Raw genomic sequence first — 16,765 nt, 5'->3', positions numbered from 1 at the left:
ATGAAGAACAAGTGTAATAAAATATATACTTTTTTTGCTCATAAAAATAAAGCATGAATAAAAATATATTTATCATATATTTTTTCATGCTTTATTTTTAAAAATTTATACGTTAAATCATCTCCTGCGGAGCTGCAATGTCGCTAAACAGCAATCAGTTTAAGACTTTCTTAAAACATACACATGTTTGTGTATCATCTATTTTTTCTTATTCCACCGTTACTGATTTTGCAAGATTTCTTGGCTTATCAACATCGCAACCCTTTTGAATTGCCATGTAGTAAGATAATAATTGTAGTGGAATTACTGAAATTACTGGTGCTAATATATCCATTACTTTTGGTATATAAGTTACGGAGTATACTGATTTTTCAATTTCAGTGTGTCCTTCTGGCGCAAAAGCAAATACTTTTGCTCCTCTAGTAGCTACTTCTTTTATATTACTTACCATCTTATCAAATAATTCTTCTTGAGTAGCTAGTGCTATAACTATAGTTCCTTCTTCCATAAGCGCTATAGGACCATGCTTTAACTCTCCTGCCGCATAGGCATCTGAATGGATATATGATATCTCTTTAAGCTTTAATGAACCTTCCATTGCAACTGCATAGTCAAGTCCACGGCCTATAAAGAACATATCTCTATGCATATAAGTTTTCGCTGTGAATTTTTGAACAGTTTCCTTATTTTTAAGCACCTGCTCTGCCTTTTCTGGAAGCTCTAGCATAGCTGCTTTAATTTCTTCTAATTCATCTACGCTTAATGTTTCGTTATTCTGAGCAAAGAATAATGCTATTATATACATCGCTATAAGCTGAGTTACATAAGCTTTAGTAGATGCAACTGCTATTTCTGGTCCAGCCCAAGTGTATAGTACGTCGTCTGCTTCTCTTGAAGCTGCGCTACCGACTACATTAGTTACTGCTATAACTCTAGCACCTTTTGACTTTGCAAGCCTTAAAGCGGACATAGTGTCTGCAGTTTCTCCTGATTGACTAATAACTATCATCAATGTATTTTCGTCCATTATTGGGTCTCTATATTTAAACTCAGAAGCTATATCTAATTCTACTGGTATTCTTGCAAGTTTTTCTATAACATATTTACCTACAACTCCTGCATGGTATGCAGTTCCACATGCTACTATATATATTTTATTTAAATTTTGAATTTGCTCTTTAGTTATAGTTATTTTATCTAGAGATATTGGCTCTCCTAGAACTACTCTTGAAGTCATTGTGTCTCTGATTGCCTTTGGTTGTTCATGGATTTCTTTTAGCATAAAGTGCTCATATCCACCTTTTTCAGCGGCTTCTGCATCCCAAGTTACATGGAATACTTCTTTCTCTATAACTTCGTTTTCAGCATTAATAAGCTTTATTCCATCACTTGAAATTACAACAAATTCGTTATCTTCCAATAAATATACTTCTCTTGTGTGGTTTAATACTGCTGGTATATCTGAAGCTACAAAAAATTCATCTTTGCCAATACCTACTATTAACGGACTATCTTTTCTTACTGCCACTAATTTATCTGGTTCATCACTTGATATTACTGCTATTGCATAGCTACCTTCCATTTTAGTAGTAGCCTTCATTACCGCTTCAACAATATTTCCATCAAAGTAGAAATCTATAAGATGTGGTATTACTTCTGTGTCAGTTTCAGATGTAAATTTATATCCTTTTGTCATTAACCATTCTCTTAAACGTATATAATTTTCTATGATCCCATTGTGAACTACACTAATAGTTCCTTTTTCATTAGTATGTGGGTGAGAATTTTCATCTGATGGTTTACCATGAGTGGCCCATCTAGTGTGTCCTATACCCACTTGTCCAATAAGCGGCTCTTCTAATAATTGAGCCTCTAAATTTGCAAGTCTTCCTTTGCACTTTGTAACGCTTAAAACTCCATCATTTATAATTGCGATTCCTGCTGAATCGTATCCTCTATATTCTAATTTACTAAGACCTTCTACCAAGATTGGTGAAGCCTGTTTTTTTCCAAAATATCCAACTATTCCGCACATATTCATCTTCCTCTCAAATTTAAAATTTTACACAAATCAACACTAAAGTGCTTTATTACCTTTAGTGCTATTCGTAATATTTATAAAGGTTTTAACACCAGATTGATCTTGTAACGAAAATCACTAATCGCTTTTATCAACCATTAACGGTAGTGCGCTACCGCGGGGCATCCGCCGAAGATTCGATACTCCCCATCCTCGTCAACTCATAATGCATAATAACTACTAATGCTCATTATGAGTCCTGGCGCTTTAAAATCATCTAATTCTCTCTATCCTCCTTTACCATAATATTTACATTCACAAATACGTAAACTGAAAGCTTATGAACCTTTCACATAAGCTTTCAGTCTATTATATTCATTTTATAGCCTAAACGTCAATGCTTTTAATGATAAGTTAACTTAATAGTTACTTTTTTCTACTATAATTTATGTTATTTACCATATTATTTAGTAATCATGAAATTTTATACTATCTTACTTATTTGCTTTTTCCTGGATTAATTTCGCAAGAGCATGCGCCATTACATCTAATTCACTTTGTACTTTACCCTCGAGCATTACTCTCACTAAAGGCTCTGTACCTGAAGGCCTTATAAGCACTCTTCCACAACCATCTAATTTTTCTTCTATTTTTCTAATCTCTTCAACTATTTCACTATCAGTTTCATGTATGTCCTTTTTATCATTAGGTACTGTTGCGTTAACTAATACTTGCGGAAGTTCTGTCATCATTGCTGCAAGCTCCGATAATGGTTTTCCTGATTCTTTAATAACAGTGGCTAATTGAAGTCCTGATACAAGTCCATCCCCTGTAGTATTAAAATCCAGGAAAATTACATGTCCTGATTGCTCTCCACCTAGGCTATAACCCTCTTCTTGCATTTTCTCAAGTACGTACCTATCTCCTACTTTAGTTTTAACTGTAGTTATGTTTTCTTCCTTCATCGCAATATCAAGGCCCAAATTACTCATAACTGTTACTACTACTGTATTTTTAGTTAATTTACCAATATCCTTTAAGTGTTTAGCACAAATAGCAATTATAAAATCTCCATTTATGAGATTTCCTTTCTCGTCTACAGCTAAACATCTATCTGCATCACCATCAAACGCTAGTCCTAAATCGCAATTATTTTCTTTAACAAAAGCCATTAAATGCTCAGGATGAGTAGATCCACAGTCTCTATTTATATTTATGCCATCTGGATCATTGTTAATAACTAAAACCTCAGCTCCTAGATCTCTTGTAGCTTTTACTGAAGTAATATGCGAAGCCCCATTAGCACAATCTAATGCTATTTTAAGTCCTTTTAAGTCTCCTGAAATAGTAGATTTAGCAAATTCTATATAATCCTCTACAGCACTGTGATTAACTGTTTTCTTACCTAAATCACCTGCTATTGGTGATGGTACTCCTTTAAAATCACTTTCTATGACTGCTTGTATTGTATCCTCTAATTCATCAGACAGCTTGAACCCATTGTTGTTAAAAAATTTTATTCCATTATATTCTACCGGGTTGTGAGAAGCTGAAATAACAACCCCTGCATCTGCTCCATATTTTCTAGTTAAATATGCTATAGCGGGTGTAGGAACTACTCCAAGACATATTGCCTCAGCCCCTACCGATAAAATCCCTGCAACTAAGGCCGATTCTAACATATCTCCCGAAACTCTTGTATCCATTCCTACTAAAATTTTAGGTTTATGAGCTCCGCTTGTTAATACAAACGCTCCTGATCTTCCTAACTTATATGCAAGCTCCACTGTTAATTCTGTATTTGCTATACCACGTACTCCATCTGTCCCGAACATTCTACTCATATTTTTCTACCTCTTTCTCAATATTATATGGATTTATTACAGGTCATCCTAAACAAAACAACTAATCAATTTGCTAGTGTTTTATTTTTAAACCCTCATTGGCCTTTTTTTATTTATATTAATTCACTGAAAACTACTTTCTAACTTAAATTATATTTATGCGGAAAATTCATTGTTTTATTTTACTATTTATGTACATATATATCAAAGCTTTTTTTGCATAAATGAATAAAACTTAATCATATTATACTACAGGTATAAGTATTTGTAAAAAAAGTCTCAGTATTTTACAATATACTTATCAAAAAAATAGCCCAACTCACTTATTTGGGTTGGGCTAAATCATCTCCTGGGTAGCTTCACAGCTTCTAAGAAGCTGACTTATTCTATAACAATCTCAACTGCGTCTCCATCTCCACTTTTTATATCTACAATTTTCCCATCCATTCCATTATCTATGGCATCTAATATACTTTGAGTCATTGCATCCATATCTACATTTTCCATGCCATCTACATTTACGTTTGGAATTCTTCCAAATGTTTTTATCATACCGCTTACAAATTTCAGTGGAATGTTAATATTTGCATTGTCATTTCCCTTAGATTTTATCCTTATTTTAAGCATTTTAGCATGTGTTCTGCCTTTAGTGTGGCTATTATTTGCTGCTACTTTATCCAAAATAATAAATTCTTTACTTTCTCCATTTAAAGCGTCTATAAGCTGCATAGCTTCTTCTGAATTAATTTTACCTTCTTCAACCATTCTTAATATTCTTGAGATTTCTTCATTCATTATTTCCCCTCCTTTTTCTGAAATGTTGTTAGCATTATTAATGCTTCATCAGCAGTAATTTCACCTTTGTCTAACATATCTAATACATCCTTTTTATCAGTGGCTGGTTTTTGCTTTAAAAAAGTATACCCAAGTGCTTCAATAACCTCATCTAGCTTTGCTGTAACTGCCTGATATGCTATGCCAAGCTCTTTTTCCATATCCTTAATGTTTCCTCTAGCTTTTAAGAATACTTCAACAAAATTTAACTGTTCACTATTTAAATAATCAAATCTAGATAATTCAAATTGGTTTTCTACCACAGTATTACATCCATCACATTTCAATCTAGTTGCTTTTAATCTAGAGCTACAAACTGGACATTTACTTAATATTTTGCATGCCATGTTTTACCACCTTCTTCCATTGTATTCATTATATTATCATTAATTGAAATATTCAACATAGAAATTAATTATTCCAGTATTTTTAACGATATTTCAGAATGAAAGTCTCCTACTTCTATAAGTTGGAATTATATGCCCTAACAAATAGAAAACTTCAGTGGGAGTATAAATCTCCTTCTGAAGTCGTTAATTCATCTTCTTCATAGCTGTTCAGCGACCCAGGAGATGATTTAAGGCAGGTGTTACAAAAAAATAACTAGCTGGTATGCTAGTCAATTTTTTTGGAGCTGCCTATATAGATTATTTTATAAAGCTAGAAAACAAACCACGCTCTAAGCCACTTACTAAGGATGAGCTCTTATTCAGGTTTCCATTTCTTCATTATACTTTCTGCTGTTTTTAATCCATCAACTGCCGCAGAAATTATTCCACCCGCATATCCCGCTCCTTCTCCTGCTGGGTATAATCCTTCTAGAGATATACTTTGTAATTCCTCATTTCTATCAATTCTTACTGGCGCCGATGTTCTTGTTTCAATACCAGTCATAACTGCGTCTTCTCTTGCAAAACCCTTTATTTTATAATCAAATTTAGGTAAAGCCTCTTTTATAGCATCTGTTACATAACTAGGCAAACACCCAGTAAGATCAGCAAATTTATATCCCGGTGTATAGCTTGGTTTTATACTCCCTATTTTGTTACTGTCTATTCCTTTAAGGAAATCTCCAACTAATTGCACGGGTGCATTATAGTTTGATCCTCCAATTTTATAAGCTAGTGCTTCATAATGCCTCTGAAACTCAATACCAGCAAGTGGGTCGTCTGTTCCAAAGTCTTTAGGTCCTACAGATACCACTACAGCTGAGTTTGCATTAGCCTTATCTCTCTTATATTCACTCATACCATTTATTGCAAGGCATCCCTGCTCTGAAGCTGCCGAGACTACTTGTCCGCCTGGGCACATACAAAAACTATATACTGCTCTTCCAGATTTTCCACTTGTATAAGTAAGCTTGTAATCAGCACCTTTTAACCTTGGGTGGTTAGCATATTTTCCATATTGATTTTCATTGATCATATCCTGAGGATGCTCTATTCGAACCCCCATTGCAAATGGCTTACTAGACATAAATACGCCTTTTTTATATAACATTTCATATGTATCCCTGGAACTATGTCCTGGAGCTAAAATTAAGCTATCACAAGGCAACTCTTCCCCATTTACTATTATGCTTTTCACCTTTTTATCTTTAATTTTTATATCGGAAAGCTTACTATTAAATCTTACTTCTCCACCTAGTTTAATAATACTTTCCCTTATATTTTTCACAACTTCTTTTAACACATCTGTACCTATGTGAGGCTTGCCAATATACAATATTTCCTCAGGTGCACCAGCTTTCACAAATTCCTCTAATATGTAGTCACATCTAGTGTCCTTTATTCTTGTAGTTAGCTTTCCATCTGAAAAGGTTCCCGCTCCACCTTCACCAAATTGCACATTTGATTCTGTATTGAGCACCGCCCTAGTCCAAAATTTGTTTATGCTTTTTGTTCTAAGCTCTACCTGTTCTCCTCTTTCAATAATTAGAGGCTTGTATCCCTTTTGCGCCATAAGAAGCCCAGCAAACATACCTGCTGGACCCATTCCTACGATTATAGGTCTATGCTGCATCTCACTCGTTCCAAATTCAAACTCAGCATTATACTTAACTTCTTCAAGTTTAACATCTTTATGATTTGCCCTCTCTACAATTTTTAATTCATCATCCATTTTAATACAAGCAGCATAATTAAATTTAATGTTATTTTTTTTCCTAGCATCTATGGATTCTTTAGCTATTCTAAAATCTTTTATTTCGTTCTCATCAACTCTCATTATTTTTGCTGCCTTTGTTTTTATAGTATCTATAGTATCGTCTATATCTAGGACTATGTTATTCACTCTTATTGTCATTTCCTGTCATTACCTCCGTTTGTTTCTTCGTAATAGTTACTAATATTTTATCTTGGTCTTGTGATATTAAATTTACTCCTTCTGGCATACTTGCCACTACTTTCACAGAGTGTTCTCCTTCTACTAAATTAGCTAAATCTACTACGGCGCTAATTTTTGTCAAATCCAAAGAATCCATAACGGCCTGCGTACCTGAAACCAGTAGTGAGTCATTATTTTTTTCGAGTTTCACTTGATATTTTTCATCTAAATTAATATATTTGATGTCTTGACTTAGTTTTTTTTGCACTACCTCATCTATATTCTTTTTCACTACCTCATCTAAATTAATCTCAGCCTTAACTAAAGCAGTACCACTAACTAAACTTAATCCACCTGGAATTAATACTTTAACATTCATCGTAGTACTTTTGTTTATTTTACTTAGGTCAATAGCTTCCGTGTTTAAATTTTCCACTTGTTTAAGTGCATCTACACTTCCTGTTACATCAAACCGTTCTGGTTGCACTTTTATGCTCTTTAGCGTAAAATTAGGATTCAAAACTCCTATGGTTTTCACCGTTACTCCTACAGACTTAGTCTTCCTTATAGGAATCTTAACATCTATCTGAACTGGGTTTACAACCACTCCTTTTACTTCCTTACCTTCTTCATCTACTGGTTTAAGCGTGTATGTTTTTGCAATATTTGATTCCACGTCTTGTATATTAACTTCTACTAATATTTTTTTCACTACATTTACAAACTTTGACCCACCTACTACTTTAGCATTACTTTGGGATATTTCTGGTTCAGATGCATAGAAGCCTTCTTTGGGTTTTCCACTTGTAATTACATTTATAGGTAGATTAGATTCAATCCGTTTATCTAAGTTTACCTTTATAAAAAGACCATTACTATTTACCACTGTTATATTATTAGGGCTTTTTCTTATTTCAATAGGAATCATTTGTTCTCCAGTTTTAAGAGCATATGCACTTAAATCTGCAACTAATATGAAATCTTCTGCTTTCTTACCCAAAATTATACTAGTACTAGCCCCTTTGATATTTATGGATGTTGTTAAATCTTGCCCTGGTACTAAAACGAGATTTGACTGGGTTAATACATTTGTATTTAAAAGCTGTACAGGTATGTTTTGAAGCTTATAAGCAGTAAGTGGATTTTCTGTGCTTGATATAAAAAGCCATAAAGCAAAGGCAGCTATTACGCAGCAAATTTTAATTATAAATTCTTGTTTTCCGTTTTTATCCATGCCTTTACTCTCTCCTTTAAGGTTATTTTTTTAGTTTGTCTTCTTTTTATTATTTGAAGAAGTATTTTTTTAAGCTTATCCTTGTCATAGTTCCTTAGCAATCTTCCATTCATTGCTATAGATATAGTTCCTGTTTCTTCTGATACTATTATTGTTAGAGCATCTGAAGTTTCTGTTATTCCTATTGCCGCTCTATGCCGCGTCCCTAGTTTCTTACTTATTACATCATTATTTGTTAAAGGCAGAAAACATCCTGCCGCGATTATTCTATCATTTCTAATTATTGTAGCCCCATCATGAAGGGGGGTATTAACTACAAATATATTTTCTAGTAAAGCTGTAGATATTACAGCATCCAATGCGGTTCCTGTTTTAATAATTTCTGCAATACCTGTCCTTTGTTCTATTACTATTAGTGCCCCTGTTTTACTTTTTGATAAAATTTCAACGGCATTGACAATTTCAGTTATAACCTTCTCCATTATTTGTTCATCTTCAAATACGTGTTTATCAGCAAAAGCGGTCCTTCCGATGTGCTCTAACGCCCTTCTTATTTCTGGTTGAAAGATGATAACAATAGTCAAAACACCAATTGTTATTGTCTTATTTAAAACCCAATTTAATACTGTTAAATTAAGCAATTGGCTTATCGGAATAAGCACAAAAATAAAAATCATTCCTTTTAATAACTGTATAGCTCTTGTTTCTTTCATTAGCATGTAACTTTTATAGAATATAAACGCCACCACTAATATATCCAAAATTGAAAATATGCTTATATTTTTGATTGTGCTTATCATTAATTTAAATACTTCCATAAAGCCCACACCCCTCTACTAAAACTCCTATTTACAATTATACACCATGATTTGCTTTATTAGTATATATTATAATTTAATTTTATTATAACAATTAAGCACACATTTCAAAGTAATTTTATTATAACAATTAAGCACACATTTCAAAGTAATTTTATTCAACATATACCACTTTTACATTCTAAGAGTATAATTCTGTAACTAAACTAGAATAATATATGTATTAAATTAATATATGAATACAAGACAAATAATAAGGGAGTGAGTTTTTTTGAACGAGCAAAAAGAAAATGTAGATATTATAGATACTAATAACAAAAGAAAAACATTTAAAATCATACTTTTTCTATCTATTATCATGATCTCCATAGGTATTTCCTTAACTATCTATTACAAATCTATAAATAAGGTATATGATTCCTATAAAACTGCCTTAATAACTAATATTAATATTATTAATACGGTTAATAACAATACAGGACGGTTTAATAGTGGCCAAACAATAGATGTTGGTTATGCCAAAGAACAATTGCCTAGTATTATTAAAGATTTAGCTAAGCTCCGCGATAATTTATCAAATTCAGAACCTACCGCGAAATATAAAAAAGATCATGAAAATTTAAAATCAGGCTTAGACAAAAACCTATTAATATACAGACAAACACTAGCAATTTTAAATAATCCTTCTGGTCGAGATGTAGAAAAATCCGTGGAGGATCTTAAAACCTTTAGAAATGATTGCATGAATTTTTACTCCTTAGTAGATATTCGTAATATTGAAATAACACTGCCAAGAACATCTTTAGTCTTCATTGATAATGTACTTAATTACAGTTATAGCGCCGTAATGATAAGAAAAGAAACAGATATTAAATCGGAACAAACTCAGGAATTTATCAATAAAACTGATAGCTTATCCGTGGATTTTTTAGATGCTAAAACTGATTTTTACTCAAATGTAATAAAAGCGAGAAAAAAAGAGATATCCTATGATGACCTTTTGTCGCTAGTAGATAGTGATTTTACAAAATTAAGCGAAATGCAAACTACATTTAAAGGTTTATCTGTGCCTCCTGCGGCTATTACTACTTATGAATCCTTCAAACTTTTATTAGATAACCAGGAAAGCTATTTAAGGGATTTTAAACTTGCGCTAACAAGTGAGAAAGTTCAAACTTTAAGTACGGCTGTAGACACCGCCGCATTAGATGCTCTATACAATTCTTCTAATGTGCTATTTACACAAGTGGAACGTTCTTATAATGATTTTATTAAAGTCTATACTCAGCTAAAGAATAATAAATAAATACGTATATATTTTATAACTTCATTGTTTTTCGTTATAATATAAAAATTTAGCGTATTATTTTCGTACTCTTGGTCACACTATTATTAGCCGAAGTAAAAAATACGGAGGAACCAAGCATTTGGGGTGAATCACTTATTGTGTAGGTTAAACCTTTCCCGAACCCGTCAGCTAACTCCGTAGGCAAAAGGAGAGATACTATGAAAAAATTTGCTTTTTTATCTTGTATGCTAACATTATTATTAGTATTGCCTAGTTTAAGAGTAAATGGTAAAAATTTATACTCATTTGATTCAGAAATTAAAGATTTATATAACGATAAACTAGAAGCAGTCGCAGTATTTAAACAGTCAAATAGCTCAATTTACATTACTGATAACGACATTTATTTAATGTCGCAAGTTGTATACGCCGAGAGTTGTGGTGAACCTGATATCGGCAAACTCGCAGTAGCATCCGTTATACTAAATCGTGCTCGTGATGGTCATTTCCCAAAATCTATTTCTGGTGTTATAAATCAAAAAAACGCTTTTTCTTGTGTTAAAGATGGGAAAATAATTCACAATGGCAAAGCGAATGTTATTCCCGATTCTGCTTGTTACACTGCTGTATTAGATGCATTAAAAGGTAAAGATCCTACATATAATGCTGTTTTCTTTTATAACCCTGAAATATCTACTTCTCAGTGGATGATAGGTATAAAAAAAACAAATGTAAAAACTATAGGAAATCATGTTTTCTTTGTAGTTAAATAAAAAAAAACTGTAGTTATAAGCTACAGCCAGGTAGCTCACTTTAGTTAATTCTAGCTACAGCTAGTTCTAACTACAGTTAGCTACCTAATTTTATTGTTAATAACATAAAAATAAATAGTCAGCATCTATCTTATTTATTTTTATGTTCTTTATCTAAATAGGTAACTGCACTTAATGCTGCTACTAATCCTTCACCTGCAGCCTTAATATACTGATATGGCTTACCTATGCAGTCGCCTGCTGCAAAACATCCTTCTATATTGGTTTTCATACTTCTATCAACTTTTATATGTCCCTCTTCGATTTCAAGACCTGGCACCAATTGACTAGGAGACACACTATCTCTTAGCATGAAAATTCCATCTGTAGTTATCTCGCCCTTCTCTAAAATAACCTTAGTTACCACATCCTCACCAACTATTTCTAAAGGCTTATTTTTTATTATCTCCACGTTAGAATTTAAATCGTATTCCCCTTTGTACATAGGGATATAATATGTTTTTCCACTCAATTCACTTACATAATTAGTTTCTTCTTCACTTTCTTTATTATATCCGACTATAACAACTGTTTTTCCTTTATATAATGGAGCATCGCAAGTAGCACAGTACCCTACTCCTTTTCCTAAAAACTCTTCTTCTCCTTTTAATGCTTTCGTGTATTCTATCCCCGTAGCTAAAATTATTGCTTTAGCCTCATATATTTTTTCATTTACCATCAAAGCAAAATAATCCCCCATGGCATAAACATTATTTATTCTCTCATTTACAATACCTATCCCCATGGCAGCAACATGTGCTGCAAATTCATTCTTAAGGTCCTTTCCTGAAACGTTATAGAACCCTAAAAAATTGTTTACCTTTGCTGCTTTTACTAGCTTTGGACTTAATTCTTTGCTTCCAAAAATTATTATGTTTTTATTTCTAATTTTAGCACTAATAGCTGCTTCAAGGCCTGCTGGGCCTGTTCCAATTATAGCTATATCATATCTCTCACCCATAATTTCTCCTCCTTATGTTTTTATCCTAGTATCTGCCATTCTACTTATTTGTCCCTATGATAAATAAAAATTCTTCACTTAGAAAATGGAGATATTTATTTAAATTATAAAAATTTAAAATATCTATCTCCAAACATTTCTATTTAATACTTACATTACTTTATTTAACTTTATTACCATATCAATCATCATTTTTAGTGCTGTAATATTTTATATATGATTTTCTATTATTTTCTTTAAGTCTGCTTTAGGTCTGAATCCTACCATAGTTTCTTTAACTGCTTCTTTGCTAAATACCATAACTGTTGGAATACTTGAAATTTTATACTTTGATGATATCATAGGACTCTCATCTACATTTACTTTTGCAAATTTAACTTTTGTTCCCATTTCCTTTGCTAATTCTTCAATTACTGGAGTCAACATTTTACAAGGTCCACACCAAGGTGCCCAAAAATCAACTACAACTATATTATCTGAATTTCCAATTTCCTCATTAAAATTTTTATCATTAACTTCTTTAATCATATTATTACCTCCAATTATTATACCCCACCAGGGTATATTTATAGCTTAATTGTATACCTTATTATTTTACTAGTCAATAATATTTCAAACTTAAATCTGTTGAATTTAAATTTTTTTTGTATAACTGTCATTGTTGTAAAATTTCTAAATTTATATACACATTTCAGAATTAGTATACCCAAACCAAATCTTAAAAATGTCCGAAATACCTTTGTATTGTTATTTATTTTTATGTTCCTAATATCTTTTTCACTATAGCGTTATTATATTGTGTTTTTTTATTCTTACTTATACTTTGATTGTACTTATGATTAATCTAATTATATCACAGGATTTATTTTTTTTAATATAATTAGATTAATAATAATACAAAATATATTATTATTTTGTATTAAAATTTTAATTATTTCATATTATGATATTAATGCCACTAATTATAAAGAGGTTCTCTGAATAAAGAAAATCTCGTTAATCTTCTAATAATTTTACTACTTACGACCTGTTCCTAGTTAAATAAGACTATTAAAATATTATATATAGACACTATGGGAGGACCTTATGGCAAAGAAAAATTTTACTTTTATCATATATTTTTTAAGTTCTATTTTAGTATTAGTTCTTTCACTATTTGTTTATAGGTTTACTATGCATATTTGTTACCTTAATTTACATGATCAAATAACTACACCAAAATATACAGGTGAAAGAGTTTCTAAAACTTATTCTGCCCAGCTCAAAAAAATTGCAACTTTTATTAATACTACTAATGAACCATCTATTAAGGGACTTAGTAATGCAGATTTGATCCTTGAGTTTTTAAGTAAGTCTAATGGCCTTACTTATAAAGCTATGTTTAGCCAAGAAAGTGCTAAAAATGTTAGTTCAACAATTAATTTAAAAGATTATTGTAATTCATATTTACCAGTATTAAAATTTTCCAATAACGTTGAAACAAAAGCCCTTAAAGGTATCAATGCAACTTCCATTTTTATAAGTTTTAATGAAGATTCATCTTCAAATTTTTTATATCAAAATGGAGAGTATTATCATTATAGAGGCTTAAACATTGATAATGATAATAATACTCCTGTAAAGCTAACTAATGTTATTGTGCAATTTGTACACGGTAACATTGTAAATGATGAAACCTTAGCTTCATCTGAATCTTGTGGCACCGGATTATTGTTTTGTAGCGGAAAAGCTCAAGATATTAAATGGGATAGGAAGAATAATTCTAAAATAAATATTACAGACCGAAAAGGAGACCCTATTTCACTAATGCCAGGCCCTACATGGTGGACTTTTATTGATGAAACCTCTTCTATAGCCTACGATTAGCAATTAAATTATCCTTTTTAAATCTGTTCATCGTCATCTTCAAAGCTGTATTATTATGAAAATTTAATTACAAACCAAAAAGCATATTTCTAAAATAATATGCCTTTTTAGGTTACCCACATTTAAATAAGTATTATTATTCAAACTAGTCCAAACTTGCTCCATTATACTTATTTACTCTTTTGGATTACTTTTAAAAAACTCGTCTACAGATTTGCTTATGGAGTCTGCAATTTTTCTTTGATATTCATCTGACTTTAATTTTTGTTCTTCTTCATTGTTTGATAAAAATCCACATTCCACTATAACGCTTGGCATATTGTCATTCACCCTTAATAACTTGTAAGCATTTTTAGCAGGCTTCTGTATTCTCTTATTATTGGGATCCAAATCTACCCTAAGGTTTTTTTGAATTGTACTAGCTAATGTAACGCTATCTTTATAATCTGAGTACCATACTTGTGCTCCATAATATTTACTCTGTGAAAAATAATTTAAATGAACGCTAATTAACATATCACAATTACTTGATTTCTTTAAATCACATCTATTTTTTAAATCTTCATTGTAATTTGACCTTATAGTTCCACTTTTTGAATAAGATCCTGTATCTTCTTCTCTTGTCATAACTACCTCATATCCTGCTTTTTTTAAGCTCTCTTTAAGCTTTTTTGCTATACTTAAATTTATATCTTTTTCTACAGTACCATTTTGAGAGCTTGTGCCACCATCCATCCCTCCATGTCCGGCATCGATGAGTATTTTTTTATTCCCTTTACTAGCATTCATAGTTTCTTTTGAAAAGCTTAGATTTACGCCTATAAAGCCTACCATCCCTACAATGATTACTATGATAATAGCTACTAATTTGTTATTTTTATACCTCAATTCATCCACCCTTTTATTTATTAATATATGTTAACTTTATTCAACTTGCAGATGATTTATTAGTATTTTCATATTTGCTTTAGATCCTTTTTTATAAAAATCTATATACAGTATTTATATTTACAATTTAACGGAAAACAAAAAGCACCCGCTAAAAATTATAGCGACTGCTTTCTGCTTTCCTCAAGTTCTATGTAAATATATTTCACTTATATAAATTATGATTATTTGTTTATTACCACTTCTGCGATATTGGTTGCATGATCTCCTATTCTTTCAAAATTGCTAATAATATCTAGGTACATTGTCCCAACTGTAGCCCCGCATCCGCTACTATTTAATCTTCTTATATGTGATGATCTTAATTCGTTTTCTAAACTGTCAATTCTACTTTCTATTGCCATAACGGATTCTGCTTTCATAATATCATTGTTTTCAAAACTCTCAATACTAATTTCTAGGGCATTTACTATGTATTTATACATTCCATCTAACTCTTCTATAGCTTCTTTTGAGAATTTCAAATTCTTTTGAATCTTTTCACTAGTTAAATCCACTAAATTTTCAGCATGATCTCCTATACGCTCTATATCATTTACTACATTGAACATAGAAGTTACTATTTTAGTTTGTTCCTCCGATAATTGTGTTGATGAAAGCTTTACTAAATATGATGTAATTTCATCTTCAAGTAAGTTTATTAATTTTTCATTTTCATAAACAGTTCTTATATTACTTTCGTTATTGTTAGTAAAACACTCCATAGCAAGCTGTACATTTTCTTTTGCTAAGTTAGCCATTCTAACTACCTCTTGCGATGTTTGCCCAACCGCAATAACTGGTGTCTCTAGTAATCTATCATCTATATACTTAACCCCCATTATTACAACTTCATCTTCTCCAGGTATAATCTTGTTAACAAGTAAAACGAGATATCTAATAAATGGCACCATAATTATGGTATTTGTTATATTAAATATTGTATGGGCATTCGCAATTTGTCTTTTTATACCTATACTCCCACCCGGTGTTATAACTTGTACAAGTTGTATTACTGGGTTTATTAGTGGAATAAAAATTAATGTACCAAATATATTAAAAAACAGATGTATTAGAGCTGCTTTCTTTGCTGTTTTAGACGTTCCTATACTCGATAATAAAGCCGTTATACATGTGCCTATATTATTACCAAATAAAATTGGTACCGCCACTCCGAGTGGCAGTGCTGATGTAGAAGCTAATGCTACTAAAATACCCGTGGACGCAGAAGAACTTTGGAGTACTGAAGTCATAAGTACTCCTGTTAAAATTGCTAAGATAGTATTTCCTTCCAATTTCATTATTAAAGTTGCAAAAGCTGGCGAATTGGCTAGTGGAGACATAGCATTCTTCATTAATTCCATTCCTAAGAAAAGAATACCAAAGCCTAATATAATATTGCCTGTTTCCCTACCCTTTTTATCTTTTGAAAATAATATTGTTAAAGAACCTATTCCTAAAAATACTGGCATTATATTATCAAGTTTAAATGCAATTAGCTGCGCTGTTATAGTGGTTCCAACATTCGCTCCCATAATTACCGCCGCTGCCTGATATAGGTCCATAAGTCCTGCATTAACAAAACCAACTACCATTACTGTAGTTGCACTACTGCTTTGAATAACTGCTGTTATTGCAGCTCCTGTAGCTACACCTTTAATAGGATTAGATGTTATTTTATCAAATATCTTTTTGAGTTTTTCACCTGATGCATTTATTAACCCATCACCCATCATTTTCATTCCATATAAGAATAACCCGACGCCTCCAAAAAGGCCTATAACCATATTTATAGCCTGCATAAAATTCCTCCATGTCTAATGTATTATAAGTATT

The 16,765-nt window shown here is 31.6% G+C and carries 14 protein-coding genes and 1 riboswitch; of the genes, 3 read left to right on the top strand and 11 right to left on the bottom strand.

The window, feature by feature from the left end; translation table 11 throughout:
* Window positions 1-208 precede the first annotated feature (208 nt).
* The 7 genes from glmS to cdaA form a co-directional block, all read right to left on the bottom strand.
* Window positions 209-2,035, bottom strand: a complete 1,827-nt coding sequence (gene glmS / locus ACWJKE_RS14635; RefSeq protein WP_220286301.1) for a glutamine--fructose-6-phosphate transaminase (isomerizing) — start codon at window positions 2,033-2,035, stop codon at window positions 209-211.
* 479 nt (window positions 2,036-2,514) lie between these two features.
* Window positions 2,515-3,864 carry a phosphoglucosamine mutase gene (glmM, locus tag ACWJKE_RS14630; protein WP_220286300.1) on the bottom strand — a complete coding sequence of 450 codons (1,350 nt, stop codon included), beginning with the start codon at window positions 3,862-3,864 and terminating at the stop codon, window positions 2,515-2,517.
* Window positions 3,865-4,245: 381 nt separating this feature from the next.
* Window positions 4,246-4,659: an SHOCT-like domain-containing protein gene (locus ACWJKE_RS14625; protein ID WP_165414278.1), complete on the bottom strand. Its 414-nt coding sequence runs from the start codon at window positions 4,657-4,659 to the stop codon at window positions 4,246-4,248.
* Window positions 4,659-5,045, bottom strand: a complete 387-nt coding sequence (locus tag ACWJKE_RS14620) for a DUF2089 domain-containing protein (protein ID WP_220319776.1) — start codon at window positions 5,043-5,045, stop codon at window positions 4,659-4,661. Before ACWJKE_RS14620 ends, ACWJKE_RS14625 begins: the two co-directional genes overlap by 1 nt.
* Window positions 5,046-5,403: 358 nt before the next feature.
* The gene (locus tag ACWJKE_RS14615) at window positions 5,404-7,002 is read right to left on the bottom strand and encodes an NAD(P)/FAD-dependent oxidoreductase (RefSeq protein WP_216302386.1); all 1,599 of its coding nucleotides are present in this window, start codon (window positions 7,000-7,002) and stop codon (window positions 5,404-5,406) included.
* Window positions 6,983-8,257: a CdaR family protein gene (locus ACWJKE_RS14610; RefSeq protein WP_462958909.1), complete on the bottom strand. Its 1,275-nt coding sequence runs from the start codon at window positions 8,255-8,257 to the stop codon at window positions 6,983-6,985. Before ACWJKE_RS14610 ends, ACWJKE_RS14615 begins: the two co-directional genes overlap by 20 nt.
* Complete coding sequence (gene cdaA, locus ACWJKE_RS14605; protein ID WP_165414282.1) at window positions 8,227-9,075, bottom strand: diadenylate cyclase CdaA; 849 nt, start codon at window positions 9,073-9,075, stop codon at window positions 8,227-8,229. The genes ACWJKE_RS14610 and cdaA overlap by 31 nt, the downstream gene beginning before the upstream one ends.
* Before the next feature lie 271 nt (window positions 9,076-9,346).
* Between cdaA and ACWJKE_RS14600 the strand changes: the two genes are divergently transcribed.
* Window positions 9,347-10,381: a hypothetical protein gene (locus tag ACWJKE_RS14600; RefSeq protein WP_216302384.1), complete on the top strand. Its 1,035-nt coding sequence runs from the start codon at window positions 9,347-9,349 to the stop codon at window positions 10,379-10,381.
* A 78-nt stretch (window positions 10,382-10,459) separates the two neighbouring features.
* Window positions 10,460-10,581, top strand: a riboswitch (cyclic di-AMP (ydaO/yuaA leader).
* Complete coding sequence (locus tag ACWJKE_RS14595) at window positions 10,582-11,136, top strand: cell wall hydrolase (RefSeq protein ID WP_216302383.1); 555 nt, start codon at window positions 10,582-10,584, stop codon at window positions 11,134-11,136.
* Between the two features lie 130 nt (window positions 11,137-11,266).
* Here ACWJKE_RS14595 and ACWJKE_RS14590 read toward each other — a convergent pair whose 3' ends face one another.
* Together ACWJKE_RS14590 and trxA are read right to left on the bottom strand one after the other, a co-directional pair.
* Window positions 11,267-12,136, bottom strand: coding sequence for an NAD(P)/FAD-dependent oxidoreductase (locus tag ACWJKE_RS14590; RefSeq protein WP_216302382.1), 870 nt, complete (start codon window positions 12,134-12,136; stop codon window positions 11,267-11,269).
* Window positions 12,137-12,346: 210 nt separating this feature from the next.
* A complete protein-coding gene (gene trxA / locus ACWJKE_RS14585; RefSeq protein WP_216302381.1) occupies window positions 12,347-12,664 on the bottom strand; it encodes a thioredoxin in 318 nt (105 codons plus the stop codon).
* 558 nt (window positions 12,665-13,222) lie between these two features.
* Between trxA and ACWJKE_RS14580 the strand changes: the two genes are divergently transcribed.
* Window positions 13,223-14,002, top strand: coding sequence for a DUF3048 C-terminal domain-containing protein (locus tag ACWJKE_RS14580; protein ID WP_462958908.1), 780 nt, complete (start codon window positions 13,223-13,225; stop codon window positions 14,000-14,002).
* A 174-nt stretch (window positions 14,003-14,176) separates the two neighbouring features.
* On the opposite strand, the gene cwlD is transcribed toward ACWJKE_RS14580, so the two are convergent.
* Together cwlD and ACWJKE_RS14570 are read right to left on the bottom strand one after the other, a co-directional pair.
* Window positions 14,177-14,890 (bottom strand): N-acetylmuramoyl-L-alanine amidase CwlD, encoded by a 714-nt coding sequence (cwlD, locus tag ACWJKE_RS14575; RefSeq protein WP_220286298.1) that lies wholly within the window; start codon window positions 14,888-14,890, stop codon window positions 14,177-14,179.
* A 224-nt stretch (window positions 14,891-15,114) separates the two neighbouring features.
* The gene (locus ACWJKE_RS14570; protein WP_216302378.1) at window positions 15,115-16,731 is read right to left on the bottom strand and encodes a Na/Pi cotransporter family protein; all 1,617 of its coding nucleotides are present in this window, start codon (window positions 16,729-16,731) and stop codon (window positions 15,115-15,117) included.
* Window positions 16,732-16,765 lie beyond the last annotated feature (34 nt).

It is taken from the genome of Clostridium sp. CM036 (assembly GCF_055081135.1).
This window is presented reverse-complemented; position numbering and strand designations above follow the sequence as displayed.

What these genes read in the sequence shown, in the direction of transcription:
- glmS (WP_220286301.1), bottom strand. Translation starts at nt 2,035, where the DNA reads ATGTGCGGAATAGTTGGATATTTTGGAAAAAAACAGGCTTCACCAATC.
- glmM (WP_220286300.1), bottom strand. Translation starts at nt 3,864, where the DNA reads ATGAGTAGAATGTTCGGGACAGATGGAGTACGTGGTATAGCAAATACA.
- ACWJKE_RS14625 (WP_165414278.1), bottom strand. Translation starts at nt 4,659, where the DNA reads ATGAATGAAGAAATCTCAAGAATATTAAGAATGGTTGAAGAAGGTAAA.
- ACWJKE_RS14620 (WP_220319776.1), bottom strand. Translation starts at nt 5,045, where the DNA reads ATGGCATGCAAAATATTAAGTAAATGTCCAGTTTGTAGCTCTAGATTA.
- ACWJKE_RS14615 (WP_216302386.1), bottom strand. Translation starts at nt 7,002, where the DNA reads ATGACAATAAGAGTGAATAACATAGTCCTAGATATAGACGATACTATA.
- ACWJKE_RS14610 (WP_462958909.1), bottom strand. Translation starts at nt 8,257, where the DNA reads ATGGATAAAAACGGAAAACAAGAATTTATAATTAAAATTTGCTGCGTA.
- cdaA (WP_165414282.1), bottom strand. Translation starts at nt 9,075, where the DNA reads ATGGAAGTATTTAAATTAATGATAAGCACAATCAAAAATATAAGCATA.
- ACWJKE_RS14595 (WP_216302383.1), top strand. Translation starts at nt 10,582, where the DNA reads ATGAAAAAATTTGCTTTTTTATCTTGTATGCTAACATTATTATTAGTA.
- ACWJKE_RS14590 (WP_216302382.1), bottom strand. Translation starts at nt 12,136, where the DNA reads ATGGGTGAGAGATATGATATAGCTATAATTGGAACAGGCCCAGCAGGC.
- trxA (WP_216302381.1), bottom strand. Translation starts at nt 12,664, where the DNA reads ATGATTAAAGAAGTTAATGATAAAAATTTTAATGAGGAAATTGGAAAT.
- ACWJKE_RS14580 (WP_462958908.1), top strand. Translation starts at nt 13,223, where the DNA reads ATGGCAAAGAAAAATTTTACTTTTATCATATATTTTTTAAGTTCTATT.
- ACWJKE_RS14570 (WP_216302378.1), bottom strand. Translation starts at nt 16,731, where the DNA reads ATGCAGGCTATAAATATGGTTATAGGCCTTTTTGGAGGCGTCGGGTTA.